Raw genomic sequence first — 13923 nt, forward strand, 5'->3', positions numbered from 1 at the left:
CGCTCAGTGGCCGCATCCCGTTACACCTCCTCGTGGGTCTCGTGGAAATTTCCGGCGGCGCGGTCGCGGACCTCCGGGTCGGCGCCCAGCCGGCGCAGGCCGCGCATGGTGGCGATCCGCACCGCGCCGCGCCGCTTGCCCAGCACCCGGGCCGTCGCGGCGACGTCGAGCCCGGCCACGATCCGCAGCATCACGGCCTCGGCCTGGTCGGCGGGCAGCGCCATCACCCGATCGAGGGCCCACGCGGTCTCCACGCCCACGATCGCCTCGGTGGCGGCGTCGGGGGCGGGCGTGCCGTTCTCCAGGGTCTCGGCCGGCTCCTCCCGCCGGCGCCGGGCCCGGCGCAGCTCGTCGATGCCGCGGTGCCGGGCGATGCGGAACAGCCAGCCGCGGAACGCCGCCGGGTCGCCGGTGAACCGGTCGAGGTCGCGCGCGACCTGCAGCCACGTCTCGGAGGCCGCGTCCTCGGCGGCGTCGCCGGCCACCACCCGCAGGTACCGCAGCACCGCGGGGTGCAGCTCGCGCCAGAGGACGGCGAAGCCGTGCTCGTGGCCGGCCCGCGCGGCGCTCAGGGCCGCGGCGAGCTCGTCATCCGTCGGCAAGTACGCTCCCCGGGACAGCACATCGATCGACCACGTGTTCTATCACGAGCGCGCGGCAAACATCGGCGCGGCTGACGATTCGGCAAACGATGCGGATGGATCTGCCCAACGTGGGCGGAACATTCAGTACCCCGCCGCCAAGGTCTTCTGGTCTGACCTTTGCGGCGCGAGGCTGGCGTCGTGACAGAGTCAACGGTCATTCTCGTTCTGGTGATCGTCACCGCTCTCGGTTTCGATTTCACCAACGGCTTCCACGACACGGCCAACGCGATGGCCACGTCCATCGCCACGGGCGCGCTGCGGCCAAAGGTGGCCGTCGCCCTCTCGGGGCTGCTCAATCTCATCGGCGCGTTCCTCTCCGTCGAGGTCGCGCTGACCGTCACCAACGCCGTCGTCAAGCTCCAGGAGTCCAACGGCACGCCCAAGGAGTCGCTCACCGCGGACGGCGGCGTGGCACTTCTGCTGATCATCCTGGCCGGCCTGGTCGGCGGGATCATCTGGAACCTGCTGACCTGGCTGCTCGGCCTCCCGTCGTCCTCGTCGCACGCGCTGTTCGGCGGGCTGATCGGGGCGACCATCGCGGGCCTGGGCTGGGCCGGCGTCAATTGGAACGGCAACGGCACCAAGCTCGACGGCGTGGTCGGCAAGGTGATCCTGCCCGCGGTGCTGTCACCCGTGATCGCCGGCGTCGTCGCCGCGGTCGGCACCTGGCTGATCTACCGGGTGGTCGTCGGGGTGGCGACGCGGTTCACCGAGAACGGGTTCCGCTGGGGCCAGATCGGCAGCGCCTCGCTGGTCTCGCTGGCGCACGGCACCAACGACGCGCAGAAGACCATGGGCGTGATCACGCTGGCGCTGATCGCTTCCGGGCATTGGACCGACACCTCGAACATCCCTTTCTGGGTCAAGGTGTGTTGCGCGGTCGCGATCGCGGCCGGCACCTACCTCGGCGGGTGGCGGATCATCCGTACGCTCGGCAAGGGCCTGGTCGAGATCACGTCGCCGCAGGGCATGGCCGCCGAGTCGGCATCGGCCGCGGTCATCCTGGCCTCCAGCCATCTCGGGTTCGCGCTGTCCACCACGCACGTGGCGACCGGCTCGATCCTCGGCTCGGGCGTCGGCAAGCCGGGCGCGCAGGTGCGCTGGCGGGTCGCCGGCCGCATGGTCTCGGCGTGGCTGATCACGCTCCCGGCGGCGGGCATCGTGGGCGCGCTGATGTGGTACATCGGCGACACGATCGGCGGCACCGCCGGCGCGATCGTCATCTTCGTCCTGCTGCTGGCCGCGGCCGTCTACATGTACCTGCGCTCGCGCCGCACGCCGGTCGGCCACCACAACGTCAACGACGAGTGGGACGAGACCACCACCACCGACGAGAAGGTTCCGGCCGGCACCGCGGCCGGCTGAGAGGGGGAGGACCAATGGGAGACAATCTGGGTTTCGCCCTCGAGGGGGCCTGGAAGGTCCTGCTCGCCGGCCTGGTGCTCGGCGCCGGCCTTCCGATACTGTTCGCCCTCGGAATCCGCTCGCTGGCATGGGGCGCCGGCGGCGACGCCGAGACGCACGCGGAGGGTGCCGCCGGGCCCAAGGCGCAGCCGATCGGCACGGTGATCGGCTGGATCCTGTTCGCGGTGGTGCTGGCGGGCATCGCGCTCGGCATAACGTTCATCGTGGCCAGCGGCTTCGGCAAGCAGCTGAGCTTCGAGCACATCTTCCCGACGATCGTGGACAAGCACTGACAGGGAGCCCGCCTTGAGCGAACGTTCCAACTTCCTGACGCGCAGCGTGGAGTGGCTGCGCGCCGGATACCCGACGGGCGTGCCCCGGCAGGACTACATCGCGCTGCTCGGGGTGCTGCGCCGCAAGCTCACCGAGGACGAGATCCGGCAGATCGCCAAGGACCTCGCCGATCAGTCGCTGCTCTCCGACGACCCGATCAGCGGCGACGACATCGAGCAGATGATCAGCGACTCGATGCTGCAGGAGGCCACGCCGGCCGACGTCGCGCGGGTCTCGGCGCACCTCGCGGCGGGCGGCTGGCCGCTGGTCGATCCGCCCACCGAATGATGAACCTCACATGAACGGCCGGGGTCGGTGACCTCGGCCGTTCACTTTTTGTATTGCATTGACTACTTTCCGTGCAGGTTTGGAAAACATCCGGTTAACACGGATCGAACATCGAAAAGGTGACGTTCATCCTCTGGCAAGGGATACGTCATCCGGGTGACCATCCCTTCGTGACCCAAGCTTCGGTGATCCTCGCCCTGGTTGTCGTGACGGCGCTGGCCTTCGATTTCACCAACGGATTCCACGACACGGCGAACGCGATGGCCACGTCCATCGCGACCAAGGCGCTCAAGCCGAAGACCGCCGTGGCGCTGTCCGGTCTGCTCAACCTGGTCGGGGCGTTCCTGTCGGTCCAGGTGGCGCTGACGGTCACGAACGCGGTCGTGAAGATCCAGAACTCCAACGGCACGCCCAAGGAGTCGCTCACCGCGCACGGCGGCGAGGCCCTGCTGATGATCGTTCTCGCGGGCCTGGTCGGCGGCATCATCTGGAACCTGGCGACCTGGCTGCTGGGCCTGCCGTCGAGCTCGTCGCACGCCCTGTTCGGCGGGCTGATCGGCGCCACCGTCGCGGGCCTCGGCTGGGCCGGGGTCAACTGGAACGGCGACGGCTCGAAGCTCGACGGCGTCGTCGGCAAGGTGCTGCTGCCCGCCGTCATGTCGCCGGTCATCGCCGGCCTGGTCGCCGCCGCCGGCACCTGGATCATCTTCAAGATGACCGCCGGGATCGCGCTGCGCTACGCCGAGCGCGGCTTCAAGTGGGGCCAGATCGGCAGCGCCTCGCTGGTCTCGCTGGCCCACGGCACCAACGACGCGCAGAAGACCATGGGCGTCATCACGCTCGCGCTCATCGCCTCCGGCGACTGGACCGACACCAAGAGCATCCCGTTCTGGGTGAAGGTCGCCTGCGCCGTGGCCATCGCGCTGGGCACCTACCTCGGCGGCTGGCGGATCATCCGCACGCTCGGCAAGGGCCTGGTGGACATCGCCCCCGCGCAGGGCATGGCCGCGCAGTCCTCGTCGGCCGCGGTCATCCTCGCCTCGAGCCACCTGGGCTTCGCGCTGTCCACCACGCACGTCGCGACCGGCTCGGTGCTCGGCTCCGGCGTCGGCCGCCCCGGCGCCGAGGTCCGCTGGCGGGTGGCCGGGCGCATGGTGCTCGCCTGGCTGATCACGCTGCCGGCGGCCGGCCTGGTCGGCGCGCTGATGTGGTGGATCGGCGACCTGGTGGGCGGCCTGGCCGGCGCCCTGGTCGTGGTCGGGCTGCTGATCGCGTCCGCGACCGCGATGTGGCTGCGCTCGCGCCGCATCCGGGTCGACCACAGCAACGTCAACGACGACTGGGACGCGGTGGTCCCGCCGTCGGCCGAGACCGCCGACCGTCTTCCCGCCACGGCCGCGAGCTGAGAGGCAGACACCGATGCACAATCTGGGTTTCGCCCTCGACGGCGCCTGGCGCGTCCTGCTCGCCGGCCTGGTCCTCGGCGCCGGCCTGCCGATCCTGTTCACCCTTGGCATCCGTTCGCTGTCCTGGGCGGCTGCGGGCCCGGCGCCGCGCCCGGCGGGCAAGGCCATCGGGTACGGGTTGTTCGCCGTCGTGATCCTCGGGGTAGTCCTCGGCATCACGTTCATCGTGGCGACCGGCTTCGGCAAGGCGCTGAGCTTCGAGCACGTCTACCCCACGATCGTCGCCAAGCACTGAGTCACCCGGCGGGGCGATTGACCCGGCCGGTCCCCCGGCACGACGCTGGTCGACCGATGGGGATCTGGACGGGGACGGATCAGGCGCGGCTCGACGAGGCCCTCGCGCGCGGCGACCGGCGGCGGGTGACCGCGTCGGCCGACCGGTTCGCGCGGGTGGTCGCCGGCGGCGCGGGCGGCCCGGTGCTGCTGGCTCAGGGCCTCGAGCTTCTCCATCGAATTCATTTCCACGGGTACGGGGAGACCGCGCGCCGCCTCGCCGAGACGTTGCTCCAGCACGGGCTCGACCACCCCCGGGTGCGCTGCCGGTATGCGCTGGCGCTCCTCGACGGGGGTCTGATCGCGGCGGCCGAGGCGGTGCTGCTGCGCCTCCCGTCGGCGTTCGTGCGTGACGACGCCCTGGCGCGCGGCGCGATGGCGCGGGTGCATCACGCGCGTTACCTCGCCGCCCGGCGGCCGGCGGACCTGGCCGAGGCGATCCGCTGGTACCGCAGCACCTATCTGGCCGCGCCGCTCGCCAACTGCGACCACGGTGTACGGGCCGCGGAGCTGCTCCTGCTGGCGGCGCGGGAGCGCGTTCGTCTCGATGGGTACGCGACTCCCGCCACCGAGGCGGCCGGCCTTGCTCTGGCCGTACGAAATCGGCTTGATGCTCTGGAAAATCCCGACGGGTGGCAGCTCGCGGTGGCCGGGGAGGCCCGAAAGATTCTCGAAACCGCGCCACGCCTTTCGTGACGGCGTGGCGCGGTCGTCGCGAAAGTCAGCCGCGCAACTTGCGGGCGAGGACGCCGATGTCGGCCTGGTCGGTGAACAGGCCGTCGATCCCGGTGTTGAGGAAGGTGATCTGCTCGTCGAGCGCCTTGCCGTAGGCGTTGGGGTCGGTGCCCACCTGGTAGTCGGCCGGCAGGAACTGGTTCTCCGCGCGGAAGGTGTACGGGATGACCTTGAGCCCGGCCGCGTGCGCGTCCTTCACCAGCGTGGTCGGCGTGCCCAGGGTGTTATCGGCCTTGCGCGGGATGACCTGCGCCTTGTCCGGTCCGATGCCGTCGACGTAGCGCGAGAGCTCCTTCAGGCCGGCCGGCGTGAGGTACTGCGCGTAGGTCTTGGTGTCGTTGAACGGGCTGCCCGCCGCGCTGGTCAGGAACACCAGGTTGACCTTGGCCTTGGGGCGGATGTCCTTGAGGTTGGCCGCTTCGAACGACTGGATCCAGACCTTCGCGCCGCGCTTGTTGAGGCCGAAGCGCTCCAGCGTGCGCAGCAGCGGCGTCTCCAGCTCCAGGCCGAGCCGGCGGTGGTAGGTGGGGTGCTTGGTCTCCGGGATGACGCCCAGATCGCGGCCGAGTTCCTTGGAAAGTCTCGCGCGCAGCTCCAGCATTTCCGCGAAAGTCGGCACCTGGAACAGGCCGTTGTACAGCGTGTTGCGCTGCCGGACGGCGGGGAGGCGCTCGACCGCGCGCAGCGTCTTGAGCTCGGCCAGCGTGAAGTCCTCGGTCCACCAGCCGGTCACGCTGACGCCGTCGAGCAGCACGGTCTTGCGGCGGCCCGCGAACTCGGGCCGGCTCGCCACGTCGGTGGTGCCGCCGATCTCGGGCTCGTGCCGGCAGACCAGCACGTGGTCCTTGGTGGAGACCAGGTCGGGCTCCAGGTAGTCGGCGCCCAGGCGGGCGGCGAGCTCGTACGAGGCGAGCGTGTGCTCGGGACGGTAGCCCGAGGCGCCGCGGTGGCCGAACACCTCCGAGGTCGCGCGGTCGTGCCCGTGCGCGAGCGCCGGGGTCGCGACGGCCGCGGTCAGGGCGGGTGCTGCGGCGGCGACGGCGCCCATGCGCAGCACCTGACGTCGGTCTGCCACGAGATCCTCCACGGGACTCGCCGGCGGCGTCTCTCGCCGCGGGGTCCCGCCGAGAAGTCCAGGCGACCTGATCGACCTGGTGGCGACCGCGACATGGCGATCAAGGAAACGGCGTGGGAAGCATCTATCGAAGGCATTCGCGATTCCGTACCGTACTTTCGTGGGTTTTCTGGAGCGAGTGATTCCGGGACGGCGCGCCTCGCCCGCACCCCGCCACGCCCTTCCCGTCGACGAACAGCCCCGCAGCTCCCATCTGGAGAGGCAGGACCCGATCGAGGTCCGCCTTCCCCCGATGCCGCCACCGCCGCTGCGACCGGCCGCGCGCACCGACCTGACGCAGCTGCTCGGGCGCAACATCGTGGAAACTTTCGTGCAGGAAGTCTGCCGCGAGTACGCCCTGCTGCCCGCGCTGGGCGCCGGTCCGGCCCGCTCCTACCAGTCGACCGGCATGGGCGTCTCGCTGCTCGCCGACGACCAGGGCACGGTCGCCATGATCTTCCTGCACTTCCACGGCGACGCCGGCTTCGAGCCGTACGCCGGCACGATCCCCGGCCGCGGCGGGACCATTCCCAAGCGCAGCAGCCTGTGGGTGGCGCTCGGCCGCCCCGACCAGAGCACCGACCCCAACCGCGACCGTGCCGGCGTCGACGAGTACGGCCCGTCCGACCAGTGGCGGTTCCCGACCTTCACCATGCACGCGCTGTACGCTCGCGACAACGAGAACCTGCTGAGGCTGACACTGAGGCACTGAATGAGCTTGTGGGCGGAGCCGGCCGCGCCCGGCGCGCCTCCCCGCGGGTGGCGCGACTGGGCGCTGGCCGCCGCCTTCTGCCTGCTCGCCGTCATCGAGGGCCTGGCACGCCCGGCGCTGCCCGGCGGCTTCGTCGCCGTCGTCCTGGTCTTCCTGCTCGCACCCACGCTGCTGTGGCGGCGCAGCCATCCGCTGCTGATGGTGACGATCGCCTTCACCGCCACCGCCGTCGCGCCCGCCTTCACCCACGGCGTCCCGCCCGAGGCGGCCTCGCTGGTCTTCGTGGCGCTGCTGCCCTACTCGCTGCTGCGCTGGGCCTCGGGCCGCGACATAGTGATCGGCGTCGCTGTCATCGCCGCCCGGATCGTCGTCGCCATCGTCGCCGACCAGATGACGGTCCCCAACGCCCTGGCCGCCGCGGCCGTTACCTTCGCCGTCGCCACCCTCGGCCTGGCCATGCGCTTCCGGGCCGTCGTGCGGCTGCGCGAGTTCGAGCAGGTGCGCCTCGTCGAGCGGGAACGGCTGGCCCGCGACCTGCACGACACCGTCGCCCACCACGTCAGCGCGATGGCCATCCGCGCCCAGGCCGGGCTCGCGCTGGGCCCTTCGTCGCCGGAGGCGGCCCTCGACGCCCTGCGGGTGATCGAGGCCGAGGCCACCGCGGCCCTGGCCGAGATGCGCACGGTCGTGAAGGCGTTGCGCGCCTCCCCCACCCTTGCGGACCTCGAGACTCTCTCGGCCTCGGACGATCGGGTGAAGCTGGATGTCTCCGGCGATCTCGGCGCCATCGCCCCCGCCGTCGGCGCCGCCATCTTCCGCCTGGCGCAGGAAGCCGTCACCAACGCGCGGCGCCACGCCCGCCACGCCACTCAGATCTCGGTGCGCGTCGCCGCCGATGACACGTCCGTCCACTTGCGAGTGACGGACGACGGTCTCCCCTCGGCCTCCGCCGCCCCGCACGTCTCCGGCCAAGCCCCGGCCGTTGCGGCTTCGGGTGGGCCGGCCGATGCGGCTTCAGGTGGGCCGGCCGTTGCAGCTTCGGGTGGCTTCGGTTTGGCCGGCATGCGGGAGCGTGCCGCTCTCCTCGGCGGGGTCTGCTCGGCCGGGCCCATTCCGGGCCGCGGCTGGAGCGTCACCGCCACCCTGCCCCGCACCGGGACGGCGTCGTGACCCTGCGGGTGCTGGTCGCCGACGACCAGGAGATCGTCCGCACCGGCCTGGCCATGCTGCTGAACTCCCGCCCCGGCATCGAGGTCGTCGGCGTGGCCTCCGACGGTCGCGAGGCCGTGACCATGGCCCGCGCCCTCCAGCCCGACGTGTGCCTGCTGGACATCCGCATGCCGGTCCTCGACGGCATCGAGGCGACGCGCCAGCTCCACCCCATCCCGGTAGTCGTCATCACCACCTTCGACCTCGACGAGCACGTCTACGCCGCCCTGCGCGCCGGCGCCCGTGGCTTCCTCCTCAAGGAGTCCGGCGCCGCCCTGCTCGACCAGGCGGTCCACGCGGCCGCGTCGGGCGACGCGCTGATCGCGCCCAGTGTCACCGCCCGGCTGCTCGGCACCTTCGCCACCGGGCGCGCCCGAAGCAAGCCCCTCGAGCCTCTGACCGACCGCGAGGAGGAGGTGCTGCGGGTGGTGGCGCGAGGGCGTACCAACAACGAGATCGCCGACGAGCTGTTCATCAGCCTCAGCACCGTCAAGACCCACATCGCGAGCCTGATGATGAAGCTACCCGCCCGGAACCGGGTGGAGATCGCCATGTGGGCCTATGACAACGGCTTCGCCTGACCCCGGCGGCCACTCGCGCACGGGTGTCCACCGGGGCCGTCAGGCGGTCAGGTCAGGCAGATCCGGCCCGGCTGGAACCCGGTGATCGGCTGCGAGCGGACGACCTCTTCGCCGGAGCGCAGCTGGAAGTTCGGGCTGCCGCCGACGCAGTACGAGATCGCGGTCTGGTTGCTGATGCCGCTCATCTCCGTGCCGGTCGGGAAGGCGTAGGACTGCCCCTCCGGCACCGCGGTGATGACTCCCTTGGGATCCTGCACGCAGACGTACCCCTTCAAGCAGGGCACGGTCGGCGCGGCTGCGGCCGGCACGGCGGGAACGAGCGCCACCGCCGCGGCGATGACGGAGCCGGCCAGGGCATTCTTGACCAATGTGGACATCGTGGAACCCCCGTTTCAACGACGTTTCGTCGGACGGTAACAAACCTGGAGATCAGGTACTGTCCCGTCCGGCCCCGCGGCTTCCAAGGCTCGCCGACTCCGGGTTGCAGCCCGGCCACGACGCGCTGCGGGATCGTGCCCTCGCCCCAACCGGCGATCGCAGGCATCTTCCTTCCCATTGAACACTCCGGCGGACCCGCGTCACCGGTGCCCGCGAGACCGGCAACGGCGGCCCCCGGTCGTCCTAACCTGGGAGCATGTCGTACGTCGCCACCCGTGACGGTCGCCGGAACCGCAGCGCCGGAAGTCGGGCGCCAGCCGTTCCCGACCGGATCGACGACCTGCACGGAAACAGCCTCGGCGTCCTCGAGGTGCCGCACCACATGGCCTGCGGGCACGCCAGCCGCCGCCGGTACGACCTCGAGGATCCGGTGCAGTTGCGGCACGCCTACGAGCAGGTGCTGTGCGAGGCGGCCGGCTGCGGCGAGGTGAACGACCTGATCAACCCGGCGATGTTGCGCCGGGTCTGGCGGGACCTCCACCTGCCCTCCCGGGTGCGCGAGGCGTGGGAGACCAGGCATCCGAGCCTGCGCCGCACGGTGAACCGCACCAGGCCGGGCTCCGCGACCGGCGAGGAAACCACCCGGTCGCGGGCCGTGACCGCTCGGGTCGCGCGGGGTTTCGCCCGGCGTGACCGGATGCAGGTCGTCAGGACCACTACCGTCCAGGCGTGAGCCGCCGAGGCGTGCACGGCTGACGGGGCGGCCAGTGGATCGTGTCGAGGAACTGATCGATCGCGGTCACGGTCCGTCCTAGTGCCGCGATCGAGTCGAGCAGTGGGCCGGGCACCTGCATGCCGTGGTCGGCTTCTTCGATCTCGAACACGTGCGGCGACAACCGGCGGGCCAGCGGGCCGTCCCACAGTGGGTCGGCGGTGCCGCCGACGAGCAGGAACGGGGCGGTGGCGCGCCGCAGGGCGTCGACGATCCACGGCACGGTGAGGACCGGCGTCAGCCAGACCGCGGGCAGGGACTGCTCGGCGGCCAGGGCGGCGGCGTTCGTCCCGAGCGACTTGCCGATCAGCAGCGGCTTGCCGCCCAGGGAACCGAGCAGCGGGGCGATCTCGTTGCCGACCCAGCTTTCGATCTGCCGCTCGAGCAGATCCACCGGCTGCCGCGACCACGAATGCCGGTGCACCGTGGCGCCGCGGCGCTCGGGGACGGCCGCGGCATACATCAGCAGCCCGGCGGCGGGGCCGAGCTGTCCGCCCGGGATCACCACGGCGTCGGGCATGCTGCCGACCCTACCCACGAACGCCGTCCAGTAAGCGTCACGGCGGCGAGACGACATTCTCCTCTGTGGATCCGCTGACGTAGGTTTCCACGCCAAGCGCCGATCGGCGCGGGGAAACAGAGGTGAAACATGCGATTGGTCCGCACCACGGCGGTGCTGGCCCTGGCGGGCGTCGCGGCCTGGTCCGCGCTGCCCGGCGGAGGGCTCGCCGCCGCGCAGACCGCCAGGAACGGCGTCGCGACCGCGGCCGCCGCAACCGGCGCCACGACCGCGACCGGCGGGAACAACACCGCAGCCGAGGCCGGCGGGCCGGCGTTCGGCGCGACAGAACGGAATGTCACCCTCATCACCGGGGACACCGTGCGGGTGCGCAGCGTCGGCGGGCAGAGCGCCGTCGACGTCGATCCGGGGCCGGGGCGGGAGAACGTCGCGTTCCTGACGTCGAGCGCGGGTGACGACGTGCGGGTCGTCCCGGCCGACGCGGCGGGGCTGCTGGCGGGCGGACGCCTCGACGAGCGGCTCTTCGACGTGTCGGCGTTGCTGAGATTCGGCTATGACGACAGGCGCCGCACGCTTCCGCTGCTCATCGAGGGCGCGGCCACTCCGGCCGGCGCCCGCAAGACCAAGGATCTGCCCGAGGTCGGCGTGACCGCCTACGAGCAGGATCGCGGCAGGCCGGCCGATCTGTGGAAGAGCCTGCTCGGCCAGAACGCCCGGCAGAGAGCCGGAACGAAAGTCTGGCTGGACGGTCTGCGCAAGCCCACGCTCGATGTGAGCGTTCCGCTGATCGGGGCGCCGGCCGCGTGGCAGGCGGGCCTGACCGGCGCCGGCGTGAAGGTCGCGGTCATCGACAGCGGCGTCGACCCCCACCACCCCGATCTGGCCGGCCAGGTGTCGCAGGCGGTCGACTTCACCGGCTCGGGCGATCTGCTGGACCACGTCGGCCACGGCACGCACGTCGCGTCGACGATCGCCGGAACCGGTGCGGCGTCGGGTGGCAAGTACAAGGGCGTCGCGCCCGGCGCGAAACTTCTCAGCGCCAAGGTCTGCGGGCTCGAGGGCTGTCCGGAGTCGGCGATCCTGGCCGGCATGGCGTGGGCGGCCGAGCAGGGCGCGGCGGTCGCCAACCTGAGCCTGGGCGGCCCGGACACCCCGGAGATCGACCCGCTCGAGGCGGCGGTCAACGAGCTTTCCACGAGATACGGCACGCTTTTCGTGATCGCGGCCGGCAACGACGGCGAGTACGGCGACAGCACGATCGGGTCGCCGGGCAGCGCCGACGACGCGCTGACCGTGGGCGCGGTGACGAAGACGAAACTTCTCGCCGCGTTTTCCAGCAAGGGGCCGCGGGCCGAGGACGCCGGCGTCAAGCCGGACATCACCGGGCCGGGCGTCTCGATCGTGGCGGCGCGATCCGCGGACGGAGAGTTTCCGCCGATCGACGAAAATGACGCCTACGCGTCGCTCTCCGGCACGTCGATGGCCACGCCGCACGTGGCCGGCGCCGCCGCTCTGCTCGCGCAGCAGCACCCGGAATGGCGTGCCGAGCGGCTCAAGGCGACCCTGACCGCCGCCGCCGACCCGAGCGCCGATCTCGGCCCCTACGAGCAGGGCGCGGGCCTGGTCGACGTGGCGCGCGCCCTCGACCAGCCGGTCACGGCCGACCCGGTCAGCGTCGGCTTCGTGCGCAACACCCAGATTCAAGGGCAGACCATCACGTACGCGAACGGCAGCGCGACACCCGTGACACTGACCCTGGAGCTGCGCACGAACGCGCCGGCGGAAACCTTCCGGCTGAGCGCGAAATCCGTGACGGTGCCGGCGAACGGAACCGCGACGGTGACCGTGACCGCGCAGCCGGCCGCCGACCTGCCGAACCAGCCCTACGGCGGCGAGCTGACGGCAACCGCCGGAAACTTGCGCGTGCAGACGCCGATCGCCATGTATCTCGAGCGTCGCCTCCTCACCATCGACACTCCGGGCGTGACCGGCGACAACCCCCGCTGGGTCACCATGCTCACCGACCTCGACGAGCAGTCGGTCTCCGCGTTCGCGCACACCGGCGACCGCCTCCAGGTGCCGATGAATCCGGGCCGCTACGTCGCGCAGTCCTACCTGCTCACCGGCAGCGAGGAAGACCCGGCGATCACCTCGCTGGTCGACCCGGGTCTGGTGCTCGACCGGGACCGCACGATCACCATGGACGCCCGGGCCGCCAAGCCGGTGGCGATCACGGTGGCCGACAGGCAGGCCGTCCCTGCGTATCACGAGGCGGGCTGGACGATCCGCACCCGAGCGCCGGAAATTTGGGGCAGCAACGACCCGTACGGCGTGCTGATGAACTTGAATTTTGCCCGGCTGAGCACCGGCCCGGCCCGGGGAAGCGCCAAGACGGAAAGTTTCGTGTCCTACCTGTCCGGCTCGTGGGCGCGCCTCGTCGACGGCTCGCCAGTCAACAGCCCAGCCGTCTACCGGGTCTACTTCTACGAGCGCGGCCGGATGATGGCCGGCAAGACGAAGGCGCTACGCGACGGCGACTTCGCCCAGGTGCGGTCGCCGATCGGGGCGGACGTGCCGGGCGTACGCGTCAATCGCCTTGCCGTGCCGCGCGCGCCCGGGAACTCGGCCGTCTATCGCAGCTCCGACGCACGCCAGAGCCCGCTGAGTTTCCAGTACGACGTGCCCGGCACGGTCACCGAGTACTTCAACCGTGATCAGCAGGCCGAGTGGCTGATCAGCAGCGGACAGCCGGGCTACACCCACTACGAGTCCGACTGGACCTCCTGGCGGCCGGGCCGCGCCTACACGGTGAAGTGGGCGAACGGCGTGGAGGGCCCGGTCTTCCCGGAGCCCGAGTTCGCCCAGCAGTACGCCGCCCGCTACTGGGGCGACACGATGGGCGGGCCGGGACCGCTGCACGGCGACGGCAGCGGCCACGAGGGTTTCCGGTTCGTGCGCGGCGGCAACGCCGACGTCCGGATCTATCGCGACGGCGCCCAGGTCGCGCGGTCGTCGGAGACACCGCAGGCCGCGCAGGTCCCGGCCGCGGCCGGCGACTATCGGGTGCACGCGGTCTTCACCAGCGATCCCGCGTTCACGCTCTCCACCGTCGTCGACGCGGAGTGGACGTTCCGCTCGGCGCACGTGCCGGACGGCAAGCTGGTGCATCTGCCGATGACCGCGATCCGGTTCTCGCCGGAGCTCGACCTCACCGGCACGGCCCGGGCCGGGCGGCCCCTGACCCTGCCGATCTCCTTGGACCGGCAGGCCGGGGCCACCCGGGCGGCAACCCGGAGCCTGAGCGTCGAGGCTTCGTTCGACGACGGCAAGACGTTCAAGCGCCTGGTCGTCGTGCGGTTCGGCGAGAAGGCCGTCGCGCTGGTGCAGCACCCGCGCGGCAGCGGTTTCGTCTCGCTGCGCGCCGCGGCGGCCGACACCGGCGGCAACACCGTGCGGCAGACGATCATCCGCGCCTACAAGTACTAGGACGGTCG

General features: G+C 71.4%; 15 protein-coding genes. 11 read left to right on the plus strand and 4 right to left on the minus strand.

Annotation, left to right across the window (positions count from 1 at the left end; genetic code table 11):
* Positions 1 to 20 precede the first annotated feature (20 nt).
* The gene (locus tag ACQPZX_RS27175; RefSeq protein ID WP_433360697.1) at positions 21 to 602 is read right to left on the minus strand and encodes an RNA polymerase sigma factor; all 582 of its coding nucleotides are present in this window, start codon (positions 600 to 602) and stop codon (positions 21 to 23) included.
* Positions 603 to 782: 180 nt separating this feature from the next.
* Between ACQPZX_RS27175 and ACQPZX_RS27180 the strand changes: the two genes are divergently transcribed.
* The 6 genes from ACQPZX_RS27180 to ACQPZX_RS27205 all read left to right on the plus strand — a co-directional run bounded on the left by ACQPZX_RS27180 (position 783) and on the right by ACQPZX_RS27205 (position 5104).
* Positions 783 to 2009 carry an anion permease gene (locus tag ACQPZX_RS27180; RefSeq protein WP_433360700.1) on the plus strand — a complete coding sequence of 409 codons (1227 nt, stop codon included), beginning with the start codon at positions 783 to 785 and terminating at the stop codon, positions 2007 to 2009.
* Positions 2010 to 2023: 14 nt separating this feature from the next.
* A complete protein-coding gene (locus ACQPZX_RS27185) occupies positions 2024 to 2341 on the plus strand; it encodes a hypothetical protein (protein WP_433360703.1) in 318 nt (105 codons plus the stop codon).
* A gap of 13 nt (positions 2342 to 2354) precedes the next feature.
* A complete protein-coding gene (locus ACQPZX_RS27190; RefSeq protein ID WP_433360706.1) occupies positions 2355 to 2669 on the plus strand; it encodes a DUF3349 domain-containing protein in 315 nt (104 codons plus the stop codon).
* Between the two features lie 170 nt (positions 2670 to 2839).
* Positions 2840 to 4075 carry an anion permease gene (locus tag ACQPZX_RS27195; protein WP_433360709.1) on the plus strand — a complete coding sequence of 412 codons (1236 nt, stop codon included), beginning with the start codon at positions 2840 to 2842 and terminating at the stop codon, positions 4073 to 4075.
* 13 nt (positions 4076 to 4088) lie between these two features.
* The gene (locus ACQPZX_RS27200) at positions 4089 to 4370 is read left to right on the plus strand and encodes a hypothetical protein (protein ID WP_433360712.1); all 282 of its coding nucleotides are present in this window, start codon (positions 4089 to 4091) and stop codon (positions 4368 to 4370) included.
* Between the two features lie 56 nt (positions 4371 to 4426).
* Positions 4427 to 5104 carry a hypothetical protein gene (locus ACQPZX_RS27205; protein WP_433360715.1) on the plus strand — a complete coding sequence of 226 codons (678 nt, stop codon included), beginning with the start codon at positions 4427 to 4429 and terminating at the stop codon, positions 5102 to 5104.
* A gap of 25 nt (positions 5105 to 5129) precedes the next feature.
* Here ACQPZX_RS27205 and ACQPZX_RS27210 read toward each other — a convergent pair whose 3' ends face one another.
* Positions 5130 to 6218, minus strand: coding sequence for a glycerophosphodiester phosphodiesterase (locus ACQPZX_RS27210; RefSeq protein ID WP_433360718.1), 1089 nt, complete (start codon positions 6216 to 6218; stop codon positions 5130 to 5132).
* A gap of 160 nt (positions 6219 to 6378) precedes the next feature.
* Here ACQPZX_RS27210 and ACQPZX_RS27215 point away from each other — a divergent pair, with 160 nt between their 5' ends.
* The 3 genes from ACQPZX_RS27215 to ACQPZX_RS27225 are packed head-to-tail and all read left to right on the plus strand — an operon-like array spanning position 6379 to position 8759.
* Positions 6379 to 6969, plus strand: coding sequence for a hypothetical protein (locus ACQPZX_RS27215; RefSeq protein ID WP_433360721.1), 591 nt, complete (start codon positions 6379 to 6381; stop codon positions 6967 to 6969).
* Positions 6970 to 8139, plus strand: a complete 1170-nt coding sequence (locus ACQPZX_RS27220) for a sensor histidine kinase (RefSeq protein ID WP_433360724.1) — start codon at positions 6970 to 6972, stop codon at positions 8137 to 8139.
* Positions 8136 to 8759 carry a response regulator gene (locus ACQPZX_RS27225; RefSeq protein WP_433360727.1) on the plus strand — a complete coding sequence of 208 codons (624 nt, stop codon included), beginning with the start codon at positions 8136 to 8138 and terminating at the stop codon, positions 8757 to 8759. The genes ACQPZX_RS27220 and ACQPZX_RS27225 overlap by 4 nt, the downstream gene beginning before the upstream one ends.
* 47 nt (positions 8760 to 8806) lie before the next feature.
* Here the strand turns inward: ACQPZX_RS27225 and ACQPZX_RS27230 are convergent, their stop codons facing one another.
* Positions 8807 to 9136: a hypothetical protein gene (locus ACQPZX_RS27230; protein WP_433360730.1), complete on the minus strand. Its 330-nt coding sequence runs from the start codon at positions 9134 to 9136 to the stop codon at positions 8807 to 8809.
* 257 nt (positions 9137 to 9393) lie between these two features.
* Here ACQPZX_RS27230 and ACQPZX_RS27235 point away from each other — a divergent pair, with 257 nt between their 5' ends.
* A complete protein-coding gene (locus ACQPZX_RS27235; protein WP_433360733.1) occupies positions 9394 to 9870 on the plus strand; it encodes a hypothetical protein in 477 nt (158 codons plus the stop codon).
* Here ACQPZX_RS27235 and ACQPZX_RS27240 read toward each other — a convergent pair.
* Positions 9854 to 10429, minus strand: coding sequence for an alpha/beta hydrolase (locus ACQPZX_RS27240; RefSeq protein ID WP_433360736.1), 576 nt, complete (start codon positions 10427 to 10429; stop codon positions 9854 to 9856). The genes ACQPZX_RS27235 and ACQPZX_RS27240 overlap by 17 nt on opposite strands.
* A gap of 129 nt (positions 10430 to 10558) precedes the next feature.
* Here ACQPZX_RS27240 and ACQPZX_RS27245 point away from each other — a divergent pair, with 129 nt between their 5' ends.
* Complete coding sequence (locus ACQPZX_RS27245) at positions 10559 to 13915, plus strand: S8 family serine peptidase (RefSeq protein WP_433360739.1); 3357 nt, start codon at positions 10559 to 10561, stop codon at positions 13913 to 13915.
* The last annotated feature ends 8 nt before the right edge of the window (positions 13916 to 13923 follow it).

It is taken from the genome of Actinoplanes sp. CA-142083 (genome assembly GCF_050942195.1).
In the GTDB taxonomy this organism is placed as follows: domain Bacteria; phylum Actinomycetota; class Actinomycetes; order Mycobacteriales; family Micromonosporaceae; genus Actinoplanes.

Bases quoted from the DNA above. Each gene is read 5' to 3' on its own strand.
- ACQPZX_RS27185 (WP_433360703.1), top strand. From the start codon at position 2,024: ATGGGAGACAATCTGGGTTTCGCCCTCGAGGGGGCCTGGAAGGTCCTG.
- ACQPZX_RS27200 (WP_433360712.1), top strand. From the start codon at position 4,089: ATGCACAATCTGGGTTTCGCCCTCGACGGCGCCTGGCGCGTCCTGCTC.
- ACQPZX_RS27205 (WP_433360715.1), top strand. From the start codon at position 4,427: ATGGGGATCTGGACGGGGACGGATCAGGCGCGGCTCGACGAGGCCCTC.
- ACQPZX_RS27220 (WP_433360724.1), top strand. From the start codon at position 6,970: ATGAGCTTGTGGGCGGAGCCGGCCGCGCCCGGCGCGCCTCCCCGCGGG.
- ACQPZX_RS27230 (WP_433360730.1), bottom strand. From the start codon at position 9,136: ATGTCCACATTGGTCAAGAATGCCCTGGCCGGCTCCGTCATCGCCGCG.
- ACQPZX_RS27235 (WP_433360733.1), top strand. From the start codon at position 9,394: ATGTCGTACGTCGCCACCCGTGACGGTCGCCGGAACCGCAGCGCCGGA.
- ACQPZX_RS27240 (WP_433360736.1), bottom strand. From the start codon at position 10,429: ATGCCCGACGCCGTGGTGATCCCGGGCGGACAGCTCGGCCCCGCCGCC.
- ACQPZX_RS27245 (WP_433360739.1), top strand. From the start codon at position 10,559: ATGCGATTGGTCCGCACCACGGCGGTGCTGGCCCTGGCGGGCGTCGCG.